This window comes from Streptomyces sp. NRRL F-5630, from assembly GCF_000719475.1.
In the GTDB taxonomy this organism is placed as follows: Bacteria; Actinomycetota; Actinomycetes; order Streptomycetales; family Streptomycetaceae; genus Streptomyces.
This window is the reverse complement of sequence record NZ_JOGO01000050.1, coordinates 49750-61773: the sequence shown is the minus strand read 5'-3', so window position 1 is coordinate 61773 and position 12024 is coordinate 49750. Positions and strand designations below refer to the sequence as shown.

8 protein-coding genes are annotated in these 12024 nt (G+C 74.4%); 3 read left to right on the top strand and 5 right to left on the bottom strand.

Annotated elements, in window-relative coordinates; genetic code table 11:
* Position 1: 1 nt before the first annotated feature.
* The 3 genes from IF99_RS0121695 to IF99_RS0121685 all read right to left on the bottom strand — a co-directional run bounded on the left by IF99_RS0121695 (position 2) and on the right by IF99_RS0121685 (position 3623).
* Complete coding sequence (locus tag IF99_RS0121695) at positions 2 to 961, bottom strand: N-acetylneuraminate synthase family protein (protein ID WP_030998331.1); 960 nt, start codon at positions 959 to 961, stop codon at positions 2 to 4.
* Positions 962 to 1071: 110 nt separating this feature from the next.
* Entirely contained in the window at positions 1072 to 2286 is a 1215-nt protein-coding gene (locus IF99_RS0121690) for an acylneuraminate cytidylyltransferase (RefSeq protein ID WP_030998329.1), read from the bottom strand.
* A gap of 38 nt (positions 2287 to 2324) precedes the next feature.
* Positions 2325 to 3623, bottom strand: a complete 1299-nt coding sequence (locus IF99_RS0121685; RefSeq protein ID WP_030998327.1) for a DUF6716 putative glycosyltransferase — start codon at positions 3621 to 3623, stop codon at positions 2325 to 2327.
* Positions 3624 to 4024: 401 nt separating this feature from the next.
* Between IF99_RS0121685 and IF99_RS0121680 the strand changes: the two genes are divergently transcribed.
* Both IF99_RS0121680 and IF99_RS0121675 read left to right on the top strand, forming a co-directional pair.
* Positions 4025 to 5002: a glycosyltransferase family 2 protein gene (locus tag IF99_RS0121680; protein ID WP_030998325.1), complete on the top strand. Its 978-nt coding sequence runs from the start codon at positions 4025 to 4027 to the stop codon at positions 5000 to 5002.
* Positions 4999 to 6345: a polysialyltransferase family glycosyltransferase gene (locus tag IF99_RS0121675; RefSeq protein WP_030998323.1), complete on the top strand. Its 1347-nt coding sequence runs from the start codon at positions 4999 to 5001 to the stop codon at positions 6343 to 6345. Before IF99_RS0121680 ends, IF99_RS0121675 begins: the two co-directional genes overlap by 4 nt.
* Positions 6346 to 6470: 125 nt before the next feature.
* On the opposite strand, the gene IF99_RS0121670 is transcribed toward IF99_RS0121675, so the two are convergent.
* Positions 6471 to 8846 (bottom strand): glycosyltransferase, encoded by a 2376-nt coding sequence (locus IF99_RS0121670; RefSeq protein WP_030998321.1) that lies wholly within the window; start codon positions 8844 to 8846, stop codon positions 6471 to 6473.
* Between the two features lie 61 nt (positions 8847 to 8907).
* Positions 8908 to 10467, bottom strand: coding sequence for a glycosyltransferase family 29 protein (locus IF99_RS0121665; protein ID WP_030998319.1), 1560 nt, complete (start codon positions 10465 to 10467; stop codon positions 8908 to 8910).
* A gap of 340 nt (positions 10468 to 10807) precedes the next feature.
* Here IF99_RS0121665 and IF99_RS0121655 point away from each other — a divergent pair, with 340 nt between their 5' ends.
* Complete coding sequence (locus IF99_RS0121655; RefSeq protein ID WP_030998317.1) at positions 10808 to 12022, top strand: acyltransferase family protein; 1215 nt, start codon at positions 10808 to 10810, stop codon at positions 12020 to 12022.
* Positions 12023 to 12024 lie beyond the last annotated feature (2 nt).

Below are 12024 nucleotides of genomic sequence, written 5' to 3'. Positions count from 1 at the left end.
CTCAGACGCGGGCGGAGGCCGCGGCCCCGGTCGCCGCCGGCACCGCCGTCTCCGCCTCCGCGACGACGCCCGGGACGCGGCGCAGCTTCTTCATCGGGCCCAGCTCCGACTCGTACACCTTCTTGACGCCGTCGCCGAGCGAGTGCTCGATCGTGCGGATGTCGCGGACGAGGCGCGCGAGGCCCTGCGGCTCGACGGAGGCGGCCTGGTCGGAGCCCCACATGGCGCGGTCGAGGGTGATGTGCCGCTCGACGAAGGTCGCGCCGAGCGCGACGGCGGCGAGCGTCGTCTGGAGCCCGGTCTCGTGGCCGGAGTAGCCGATCGGGACGTTCGGGAACTCCGCCTGGAGGGTGTGGATGACCCGCAGGTTCAGCTCCTCCGCCTTCGCCGGGTAGGTCGAGGTGGCGTGGCACAGCACGATGTTGTCGCTGCCCAGCACCTCCACCGCGTGCCGGATCTGGCGCGGCGTGGACATGCCGGTCGAGAGGATGACGGAGCGGCCCGTGGCGCGCAGCGCGCGCAGGAGCTCGTCGTCCGTGAGCGAGGCCGAGGCGACCTTGTGCGCGGGCAGGTCGAACTTCTCCAGGAAGGCGACGGCCTCGGTGTCCCACGGCGACGCGAACCAGTCGATGCCGCGCTCGCGGCAGTGCGCGTCGATCGCGCGGTACTCGTCCTCGCCGAACTCGACGCGGTGCCGGTAGTCGATGTACGTCATGCGGCCCCACGGGGTGTCGCGCTCGATGTCCCACTGGTCGCGCGGGGTGCAGATCTCGGGCGTGCGCTTCTGGAACTTGACGGCGTCGCAACCGGCGTCGGCGGCGACATCGATGAGCGCGAGGGCGTTGTCCAGCTCGCCGTTGTGGTTGATCCCGATCTCGCCGGTGATGTAGACGGGCCGTCCGGGGCCGACCTCGCGGGAGCCGAAGGCGCGGAGGCGGGGGTTGGTGGTGACGTTGCTCATTGCGGGTCCTTGGGTCTGTGCTGGTGGGTGTGGGGGGTTCGGGTGGACTCGGTCGGTTGTCTCTCCGGGGCCCTCGCGGGCGTCTCCCGGGTCCCTCGCGGGTGGGTCCCTTACGGGCGTCCCTGGCCGCCGGGGGTGCCCCGCGTGCCGAGGTCGCCGCCGAGGAGCCAGCCGGCGATCTCGCGGATCGCGCCGGAGCCGCCGGGCACGGTGGTGACGGCGCGCGCGGCGCCCTTCACGGCGTCGTGGGCGTTCGCGACGGCGACGGGCCAGCCGACGAGGCCGAAGCAGGCCAGGTCGTTGGCGTCGTTGCCCGCGTAGAGGACGCGTTCGGGCGTGACGCCCTGCTCCTCGCACCACTGCTTGAGCGCCAGGTCCTTGCGGTCGACGCCGTGCAGGACGGGGACGCGGAGTTTGCGGGCGCGCGCGGCGACGACCGGGTTCTCCTCGGTGGAGAGGATGAGCAGGGCGAGCCCGGAGCGGCGCAGCGCGGCGACGCCCAGGCCGTCGCCGCGGTGCACGGAGACGAGTTCGCGGCCCTCGGCGTCGATGTGGACGCGGTCGTCGGTCTGCGTGCCGTCGAAGTCGAGCACGACCGCGTCCACGTCCGCGCGGCTCGGCAGCGCGCCGGGACGGTGCGCGTCGAAGTGCGGGGCGAGGAGGCGGGCGCGCTCCAGCTCGTGCGGGTCGTCGATCTCCAGCACCCGCGCGGGATCGGTCCGCACGAGCTCCGTACGGCCGAAGAAGCGGTGCCGGTGGGCGCGGAACCCGGCGACGTCCATGGCGTAGGCCGCGCCGGTCTCGACGAGGTCCTCGGGGCGGTCCTGGCGGCGCGGGCGCGTGCGGCGGTCGTGGTTGACGCCGCGCGCGCCGTCCTCGTCGTCCCGGCGCCACACGAAGCCGTGGAAGGGCGCGGCGGTGAGCGCGGAGTCCGCGCCGCCGTCCACGACGGCCCGCGCGACCCCGTCGATGTCGGAGGCGAGGAGGAAGGGGCTCGTGCACTGGACGAGGAGGACGGTGTCGGGCGCGGTGCCGTGCCGCTCCTCGTACGTGTCGAGCGCGTGCAGGACCGCGGCCTCGCTGCTCGCCAGGTCGCCCGCCAGCTCGGCGGGCCTGCGCACGATGCCGGCCCCGGCCTCGCGGGCCGCGCGGGAGATCGCCGGGTCGTCGGTCGAGACGTGCACGTCGGTGACGTACCGGGCGGCCAGGCACTCGCGCACGGCGCGGACGACGAGCGGGACGCCGCCGACGGGCGCGAGGTTCTTCGCGGGCACGCCCTTGGAGCCTCCCCGGGCGGGGATGACGGCGAGGACACGAGGGGTCATGGCGGGGCCTTCGGTGGTGGTGGTCGCGGGTCCGGTGGTCACAGGTCCCCCATGCGGCGGATGACGGGCGCGACGCGCTGGACGCCGTGCCGGTAGGCGCCGCGCGCGGCCTGCCGCACGACCTGCTTGAGCGGCCCGGGCGGACGCGTGTCGCTCGGCGCGCCGGGCAGGGGCGAGCCGTCGGGGGCGAGGTGGTGCCTGGCGAGGATGCCGGGCAGGTAGCCGGGGGCGGTGGCGAGGGTGTAGTACGGGGAGAGGGGCGGCAGTTGGGGCCGCGCGAGCAGCGCCGCGAGGCGGGCGCGCGCCGCGTCGAAGGCGCTCTCGTACGGGCGGTCGCTCGCGACGCCCTGCCGCGCCGCCCACGCGGGATCGGCCTTCGGGAGGTGCCCCGCGTCGAGCGCGTCCCAGGAGGTCAGGCACCCCGAGCCGAGGAAGGCGTGGTTGCCGAGGGCTTCGCGGACGCCGAGATCGGTGAGGACGGCCGTCGGCACGCCGCGGTGCAGAGCCTCCAGGGCCGCCGTCGAGCTGACCGTGACCAGGAGGCTCGCGGTGTCGAGGATGGTGCCCATGTGCCCGTATTCGAGGCGGCAGTTGGGCGGCAGGTCGAGCGAGCGGGCGAGCTTCTGGTACGGCTGTTCCTCGATGTGCGTCGTGTGCTCGCCGGGGCGCGAGCGGAGCTTGACGAGGACCTCGCGCTCCGGGTGGAGCCGGGCGTGCTGGGCCGCGCGGCGCAGGAGGTAGAGCCGGTCGGCGCGGCGCTCGGGCACGGAGGGCTGCACGGCGAAGACGACGGGGCCTTCGGCGCTCGCGGCGGCGGGCTCACCCTGGAGGAAGGGGAGCGCGCACTCGACGACGCTCGCGCTGTCGGCGCCGACACCCTCGTACACGGCGCGGAAGCGCTCGGCGTCGTCGCGCGAGTTGGCGAGCACGAGGTCGGCGCCGTGCCGCAGGAGCAGCCCGTCCGCGAGCTTCTCGTAGACGACCCCGACGTACCCCGTGACGAGCACGGGCCGTTTGACGGCTCCCTGCCAGGCGTACCGCAGCCCGTGCACGAGGGCCTGCACGCCGCCGCCGACGAGCGCGAGCACGACGACGTCGTACGCGGTCTCGCCCATGGCCCGCACGAACCCGTTGGCGGTCACTTCCCGCAGCGAGGCGGCGCGCACCCCGACCTCGCGGAGCTGCCGGGCGGTGGGAGTGGCCCGCCCGCGCAGCAGGAACCCGTCCGGCTCCTCGCACCCGGTGACACGGGCGGCGGTGAGGGCTCCCCACTTCCAGCGCGTGTCCGAGTCGGCGAGCACCGCGACGCGCGGGGACTTCGGCTTGCTTTCTGGCACACCCCGGACGCTAGGAACCGTTTCCGAGGGGACACCCAACACGACCGCAACGGCGGGTGAACAGCGCGGAGCGAGCGGGGGGCGGAGGGCGGCGCGGGGCGGCGGCGAGGGGGCCTCCGTGCAGGCGGGGGCGGGAGGCCGCGCGGGCGCGGGCGGGAGGCCGCTCGGGCGCGGGCGGGAGGCCGCTCGGGCGCGGGCAGGGGGAGAGAGCTGCCGGGGAGCGGCGAGCGGTGCCGCGCGGAGGGAACACGCGCCCCCACGGGCGGCGCGGCGCCCCGGGCGGCCCCGCGTGCCGCTCCGGACCCCGCCGTCCCGGAGGTGGCCCACTCGCCGCCCCGCGTTCACCCCCCGGTCGCCTGCCGGTCAGCCCGGCGGGCCGGAGAGGCCCTAGCGTCGCGCTCGTGCCCAAGCTCTCCGTCATCGTGCCGTTCCACAATGTGCGGCCCTATGTGTCCGAGGCGCTGCGTTCACTGCGCGCCAATGCCCGTGCGGACTACGAGTTCGTCTTCGTGGACGACTGTTCCGACGACGGGAGCGGGGAGGTGGTGGCGGCGGCCCTCGGGGGGCTCGGGGCGCCCGCGAGAGTGGTGCGGCACGAGGTGAACAGCAGTATCGGGACCGCCAGGAACAGCGGGCTCGCCGCCGCGCGCGGGGAGTGGCTGACGTTCCTCGACGGGGACGACTGGCTCGCCCCCGGCTACCTTCCGCGGCTCGTCGCGGAGGCCGAACGCCTCGGCGTGGACTTCCTGCGCGTCGACCACGTGCGGTGCACAGCGCGGGCGCGGTCTGTGTACCGGGCGCCCATCGGGCGGCGCGGGGTCGTGCTCGATCCGCGCGCGCTCATCCTGCCCGCCGAGCGCTCCACCTCCGTCGACTACCCGTACTCCTGGGCGGGCCTGTACCACCGGCGCTTGCTGGAACGGGGCTTGCTCGACTTCCCCGAGGGGCTGCACACCGCCGAGGACCGGCCGTGGATCTGGCGGCTGCACCGGGAGGCGGAGAGCTGCGCGGCCGTGAACACGCTCGGCTACTTCTACCGCCGTGGCGTGGGGAGTTCGCTGACGCAGATCGGCGACGTGCGCCAGCTCGACTTCCTGCCCGCCTTCGACCAGGTCGTCGCCGAGACGGCGGCCGACCCCGAGGCCGCCGTGCTGCTGCCCAAGGCCGTACGGACGTACTGCGCGATCATCGCCCACCATCTCGGGCGCGTCGAGCACTTCCAGCCCTCGGTGGCCAGGGAGTTGCGGACGCGGAGCGCCGCCGCGCTGCGGCGGCTGCCGGAGGACGTGCTCGCCGCCGCGCTCTCGTCGATGGACGTCGAGCGCGCGGCCCTCCTGCGCCGCCTGCGCCGCCGCCCCGCCGCGGGGGTGGCCGCGTGAGCACCCGTGTCTTCCTCGCCTCGACGCTCTACGGGACGGCGACGCTCGCCGCCGCCGTCGACGCCGGGCTGTTCACGCCCGTGGACCGTACGATCCTGCTGCTCAGCAACAACGCGGCGAACCCCGAGACCACCCCGGGCCCCGACGCGCTCGCGGGCTTCTCGCGCCTTCGTACGCGCTTCGACGAGGTACGGCACTGGAACGAGGCCATCGCGCCCTTCCACCCGGGCGCGTGGGACCCCGCGCCGGACGATGTGCCACTGTGGGAACGCTACTTGCGGCTCCTGTGGGGCCTCGGGCCCGACGAGGAGGTCGAGTTCGTCGTCGAGTCGATCCAGGTCGTGCCCGCGCTCGCCGTCACCACGATCTTTACGGGCGCGCGCGTGGACGTGTACGCGGACGGGCTCATGAGCTACGGGCCGACCCGGAACAAGCTCGACCCGCTCCTCGGCACCCGTATCGAACGGCTGCTCCACCTCGACCTCGTACCGGGCCTGGAGCCGCTGCTGCTCAGCGAGTTCGGGGTCCGGCGGGAGGTCGTGGACGCGGAGGCGTTCGTACGGGTGCTCGCGGAGATCGCCGAGGACTCGCCCACGCTGCCCGAACTCCCCTCGCAGCGGCCCGCCTTGCTCCTCGGCCAGTATCTGTCCGCACTCGGTATCCTCAGCGCCGAGGAGGAGGAGACGCTGCACGCGGAGATGGTGCGGGGTGCTGTCGCACTCGGCCACCGGCACCTCGTCTTCAAACCCCACCCCACCGCGCCGGCCCGCTGGGCCCGGCTCATGGAGGCGGAGGCGGAACGGCTCGGCGCCGAACTCCTGGTGCTCGACGTCCCCTTGCTCGCCGAGACGCTCTATCCGGTGCTGAAGCCGGCGCTCGTCGTGGGCTGCTTCTCGACGGCGCTGCTCACGGCGGGGACGTTCTACGGCCTGCCGGTCGCGCGGACCGGGACGGGCCGGCTCCTGGAGCGCCTGACGCCGTTCGAGAACAGCAACCGCGTTCCCGTGACGCTCGTCGACGCCCTCCTCCCCGACCTGTCGGACCCGGAGGCGGTCGCGTCCCAGGACCTCGCGGCGAGCCCGGCGACGCAGGAACTCCTCGTCGCGGTCGGCTTCGCGATGCAGCCCAAGATCCACCCCGGGCTGCGCCCCCGCGCCGAGGCCCACCTCACGGCCTGCGGCGAGGAGGCGGCCAGGCGCTACATCAAGCGCAAGCGCCTGACGACGCTGGGCCTCCCCGGCGGAATGCCCCAGCAGCTCGGCTTCCTGCCGCGCAACGCGACGGTCCGCAAGGTGGCCCGCAGGACGCGGGCGCTGCGGTCACGGGTGGTACGGAGGAAGTAGGGGCACGGGAGGGGGGCGGGCCACCCCCGGCATGGCCCGCCCCCCGGCTCCTTCCCGCCCCGCCTCTCAGGTCCCCGGCCCGCCCCTCGCCTCCCGGGTCCCCGGCGTCCTCCCGCCGCCGTCCCTCAGGCCAGCACCGCCCTGATGTCCGCCCCGTTCCCGCGCGTCACCTCCCACAGCATCCGCTGCCGCTCGTGCACGTCCGCCACGCTCGCCCCGTGGTCGGCCAGCAGGGTGCGGGCGGCCTCGGTGAGGTGGTCGGCCAGGTGGCGGTCGTGGACGCTGATGCCCCACTCGGGGCGGTCGATGTCGGCGAGGAAGTACGCCATCTTCGGGTGCGAGACGAGGCTCAGGATCGGGGTGCCGCAGCCGAAGGGGATCATGCCCGCGTGGCCGCGCATCCCGATGACCAGGCGCGTCTTCGCGTAGGCCGCGCGGATCTCGTCGTTGTCCCAGTCGTACATCGGCAGCACCGGCAGGGAGATGCCGTGCGTGCGGCGCAGATCGTGGGCGAGGCGTTCGTCGTCGAGCGCGTGCGCGGCGATCTTCACCTGGGCGAGCGCCCCGAGGCCCCGGACGGCGCGGGCCATCTGGTCGAGGAAGTACGGGTAGTCGTGGCCGAAGCGCAGGCCCGCGCGGTCGTAGGCGGCGTTGAGGAGGATCGTGTCCTCGCGCGCGACGGGATCGGTCCAGCCGGGCACGAGGTGGCGCGTCACCGTCGTCGGGCAGGGCTGCCAGCGCACGCGCTCGCGCAGGTGGGGCGGGAGCAGGGCCCGTACCTTCTCCACCGAGCCGTGGTTGCGCAGGCCGAAGAAGGAGGACTGCTCGGCGAGGAGCCGCAGGCTCTCGTGGAAGCGGCGGTGGCGGTAGGACTGGCCGTCGAAGGCGTTGAAGCCGACTGCGTGCACGATGACGGGCACCTCGATCGCGCGCAGGTGCTCGGGCGGTACGTTCCACTGCCAGCCGCTGTTGCCGTTCGGCGCGGTGTCGGGGATGAAGAGGCCGCCGCCGCCGATGACGAGCCCGCGCCGCCTGTTGACCTCGGCGAGCGCGTCGCGGTCGAAGAGGCGGTGCGCGTGCAGGGAGTGCCAGCGGCGCGCGGAGGGGTCGGCGTCCAGGGCGAGGCGCACCGACTCGGGGAGGACCTTGTCGCCCGCGTTGCCCTGGCCCTCCATGTAGAAGGCGACATGGGCCAGTTGCTCGTGCGCGGGGCCCTCGGTCCGGTGGGGCGGCTGGCCCCCGGGGGCGGCGTGGCGGGTGCGCTGGTGCCAGATGCGCGAGGCGCGGTGCGTCGGGTCGACCGAGAGGCCCTTCTCGGCGTACGCGTGGGCCTCCTCGTCGCGGTGGTGTATCCAGGCGATCTGCGCGAGGCGGCTGTACGCGGTCGGGGCGCGGTTCGGCGAGGTGGCCGCGAGGAGCAGGTGGCTCGTGGCCTCCGCGTAGCGCGAGACGCTGAGCAGGGCGTGGCCGAGCACCTCGTGCGGCCACGCGTCGTGCACGGGTATGCGGACCGCGCGCAGGATCTCGACGGCTTCCTCGAAGTGCCCCGCGCCGATGTGCGCCGAGGCGATCCTGCGGGCCGCCTCGACGTCGCCCGTGCGGTGGACGTACGGGGTGCCGAGGTGCACGAGGAGGTCGGGGTGCTTCGCGCCGGGCAGGGCGAGGTACGCGTCCTGGAACTCCCGCTCGGTGAGGTGGAATTCGCGCCAGCGGGCCTCGGCCTCCGCGTACCCGTTCTCGCCGCCCTGCCACGGCTTGTGGCGTCCGGTGAAGTGCAGCACGGCGGTGTCGTCCGGGACGGGCTTGTCGCCCGACAGGCGGCGCTTGACGAAGTTGTAGCGGGCGGGCAGGCGCACGAAGTCCCCGTCGAGCACGGCGTTGAGGATGCCCTGGTCGTGCTTGTCGAGTTCGTAGCTGCCCGCGAGGCCGGTCTCGTCGATGCGCTCGCAGAAGGCGTCGGAGAGGAACTCCCGCTGGATGACGAGGAGTCCGCTGTTGAGCTTGTGGGTGCCGTAGAAGAACTGCGGTACGGCGGCGAGTCCTTCGCGCAGGCGCAGGAGTTCGGAGAGGTCGCCGAGGACGACCATGTCCGTGTCGAGCGTGATGATCGTGTCGTAGTCGCGGACGCGGAAGACGTCGAGGAGGAAGTACGCCTTGCGGACGAGGTAGTTGCTCTGGTCGCCCTTGGCGTAGGCGTCGTAGCGGGCGGCGTCCACGCGGCGCGGCTTGACGCGCGGGTGCAGGGCGCGGATGCGCGCGAGGGACGCGGGGCGCAGGCCGTCGTGGAGGACGAGGAAGTCCTCGCACACCTCCGGGTTGCTCAGGGCGAGGGAGCGCAGCAGGGCGAGGAAGCCGGGGAGGTAGTTCTCGTCGACGAAGCTCGCGAAGGCGACGCGGCGCTTGCCCGTGAGGTCGCGCACGTCGTCCGCCGCGGCCTCGCGCACGGGCGCTTGGGGGGTGTGGACGGCGGGCGGGGCGGCGGAGGCGGTGGTACGGGACATGGCGGGGTGAAGTCCTCAGGTCTGCGAGGGAGTACAGGGGTCACGGGTGCCGGGCGGGGGCTCAGCGCAGGCTGATCCGGTGCTCGGTCACCTTCGTCGCGCGGTCGAGCACCCACGTCTTCTCGTCGGCGTACTCGTGGACCGAGGTCACCGGCATCCGCATCGCCTCGCTCGTGCGGTAGGCGCCGCTCTCGTAGAAGTCGAAGCCGATGAGGTCGATGACGGGGTTCACGTCGAGGAAGTCGAGGAGGAAGAGCGTGTTGAAGCCCGTGGTCGGGATGCCGGGCCACTCCTCGGGGCCCACCTTGCCGATCTCGCGCAGCGGCCACCGCAGCGAGTCGTCGCCGAGGTGCTTCTGGGCCCCCGGGACGAGCCGGTTGCGCAGCGAGGACCGCCAGGCGCCCACGTCCCCGCCGAACACGAGGCGGGTGTCGACGTGCTGGTCCCAGTTGAAGGCATGCTTGTGGATCGTGACGTGGATGTCGGTGCGCGCGCCGGTCGCCGGCGCGTCGATGCGGTACGAGTTGAAGCGCACCACGAGGTCGTAGGCGTCGATCTCCGCGCCGAGCGTCCCCGAGCCCACGCGGCCGGAGTTGGCCACGAGGCAGACCGAGCGCCCGGCGATCCTGTTGCGGAACTCGCCGAGCGAGAGCCACGTGGTGCCGCCGAAGGTGGGCTCGTCGACGGGGCCGCGCTGACGGGAGCGGGTGAGGTCGGCGTAGTGGGCGAGGAGGGCGTTGAGCGCGGCGCGGGGCTCGCCGTCCGCGCCGCCGGGGACGGGCGAGTCCGGTCCCGGCGCGGTGACGCGGCTGTCGAGGTCGTGGAGGCTCGCGTCGAGCGTACGGCCCAGGGCTTCCTGGAACTCGCGCCATTCGCCCCGGTCGGCGAGACCGAGCAGCGCCCCGGCGAACCGGTCGTGGGCGGCGTCGGGTTCACCGCGGTCGAGGTGCTCCAGGCCGTCGAACCACGTCTCCGTGAGGGGCTCCGCGCGGAACGCCTCCGCCGCCGGGCGGGCGAGGGCGAGCAGCCCGGCGAGGTCGCGCTCGCGTTCCGCGGCGAGCCGCAGCCCCGCGACGCGGGCCCGCACCCCGAAGCCGTCCTCCTCGGTCCGGCTCAGGTACGCGTCGTAGGCGTCGGCCGCCTCCGCGTACGCGCCCTGCGCCTCCAGTACGCGCCCGCGCAGCCGCCACGCGGCCCGCGAGCCCTTGCGCAGGGCGACCAGGCAGCGCGAGACGACATCGGCGAGGGCGCGCTCGTCCTCGTACCCGCAGTCCAGCGCCTTGCCGCCGACGGTGAGGAGCGCGTCGAGGAGCGGGTTGTCGAGGGTGAGCGGTCCGGGGGCGGCGGTGGGGGTGCCCGAGGCGGTGGCCTGGGCGCGGCGCAACAGCGCGGAGACCGGGCCGCGTTCGGCGCGCGGCGCTCCGGCGGGCAGGGCGCGCGAGGCGTGCAGGGCGAGCAGGGCCCGCAGGGCTTCCGCGAGTTCGCCGCGCCGCCGGTCGAGGCCCGCGACGAGCTTCCCGCTGTGCGTGGCGCAGGCCCGCAGGCACTCCTCCAGGGTGGGCGGCGGCTCCTTGACGGCGCCCCGCTCCTCCTGCGGACTGAGGGCTCGGCTTCTCGGCATGGCTCTCCTGGCGGTTCGGTGGTGCGGGTGTGCGGTGCGCCAACGGGTGCGAAGCCCCCGGGGGGCGCGTGGACGCGGACGGCGGCGTGCGGCAGTCTTCGGCGCGCGGGGGAAAGCGCCGCCACGTCAAGGTGAACGGGGGGCGAAGGGGTGGCGAATCCCGTTCCCGTGGCGGTCGCCGGGCGCGGGAGCCGCCGGTGAACTCTCGCCGAAGACCTGGCGAACGGAGCCGCGGGGGCCGTACGGGAGGCGGTCGCGCTCCCTACGCTGCCAGGGCCGCCGTGCCTCCCCCGACCGGGACCGGCGGCCTCGTCGTCCGCCCGTCCCTAAGAAGGCGCGCATGTCCGCACCCGCCGAGCCCGCCCCCGCGGCCCCGCTCCCCCGCGCGCTCCCCACCGAGGCCGGTCCTCCCACCAAGGCGGCGCTCCCCACCGAGGCCGCGCTTCCCGGCCCGGCGGCGACCGGCCCCGTGCCGCCCCGGCGTCCCCGTCTGCGCGCCCTGGACGGCCTGCGCCTCCTCGCCGCGCTCATGGTCGCGTGCTACCACTACGGCGGCCGGGGCGGCGACATCACGCGGGCCTGGGGCGCCTCGCCCGCCGCCCAGTTCCCGCGCCTGCACGAGTGGTTCGCCTACGGTCCGCTCGGGGTGCAGATCTTCTTCGTCATCAGCGGCTTCGTGATCTGCATGAGCGGCTGGGGGCGCGGCCTCACGGACTTCTTCGCCTCGCGCGTGGCGCGCCTCATGCCCGCGTACTGGGCGGCGATCCTGCTGGTCAGCGGCGTGTTCGCACTGCCGTGGGTGCTGTGGCACGCGCTCTCGCCGAGTGACACGCTCCTCAACCTGACGCTGCTCCAGATGCCGCTCGGCGCCCCCCGCGTGCTCGGGGTGTGCTGGACGCTGTGGGCCGAGGTCCGGTTCTACGCGCTCTTCGCGGTGTGCGTCGTGCTGCCCGGGGTCACGCGGCGCAGGGTGGTCCTCTTCTGCGCGCTGTGGACGCTCGCGGCGGCGCTCGGCGACGCGGCGGACTCGGCATTGCTCGACCAGGTCCTCATGCCGCGCTACGCGCCGTTCTTCGTCGGCGGGATCGGCCTCTACCTCGTGCACCGCGACCGCCGTGACGTCCTCGGCTGGGGCTTCGCGCTGCTCGGGCTGCTCCTCGGCCAGCACTACGCGGTCGGCGACCTGTGGCACCCGGACGGGCCCGGCGCCTTCTCGTACCGCTCGACCGTCGTGATCATCGCGCTCGTGACGCTCGGCTTCGCGGCCGTCGCCGCGATCGCGGTGGGCTGGCTCGACCGCGTCGACTGGCGCTGGCTGACGGTGGCGGGGGCGCTCACGTACCCGTTCTACCTGGTCCACGAGCACCTGGGCTGGGTCGTCGTGCACGCTCTGCACGTCTCGCTCGGCGTCCCCGCCGCCGTCACCTTCCCCGCGACGATCGGCGCGATGCTGCTCCTCGCCTGGCTCCTGCACCGGTGCGTGGAACGGCCGTTGACGCCGAAGCTGCGGCGGGCGGTGGCGCGGGGGGTCGCCGGTACGCGTACGGGGCGCTGAGC

Excerpts from the sequence above, each read along its gene's own strand:
- IF99_RS0121690 (WP_030998329.1), bottom strand. The coding sequence starts at position 2,286 with ATGACCCCTCGTGTCCTCGCCGTCATCCCCGCCCGGGGAGGCTCCAAG.
- IF99_RS0121665 (WP_030998319.1), bottom strand. The coding sequence starts at position 10,467 with ATGCCGAGAAGCCGAGCCCTCAGTCCGCAGGAGGAGCGGGGCGCCGTC.
- IF99_RS0121695 (WP_030998331.1), bottom strand. The coding sequence starts at position 961 with ATGAGCAACGTCACCACCAACCCCCGCCTCCGCGCCTTCGGCTCCCGC.
- IF99_RS0121655 (WP_030998317.1), top strand. The coding sequence starts at position 10,808 with ATGTCCGCACCCGCCGAGCCCGCCCCCGCGGCCCCGCTCCCCCGCGCG.
- IF99_RS0121670 (WP_030998321.1), bottom strand. The coding sequence starts at position 8,846 with ATGTCCCGTACCACCGCCTCCGCCGCCCCGCCCGCCGTCCACACCCCC.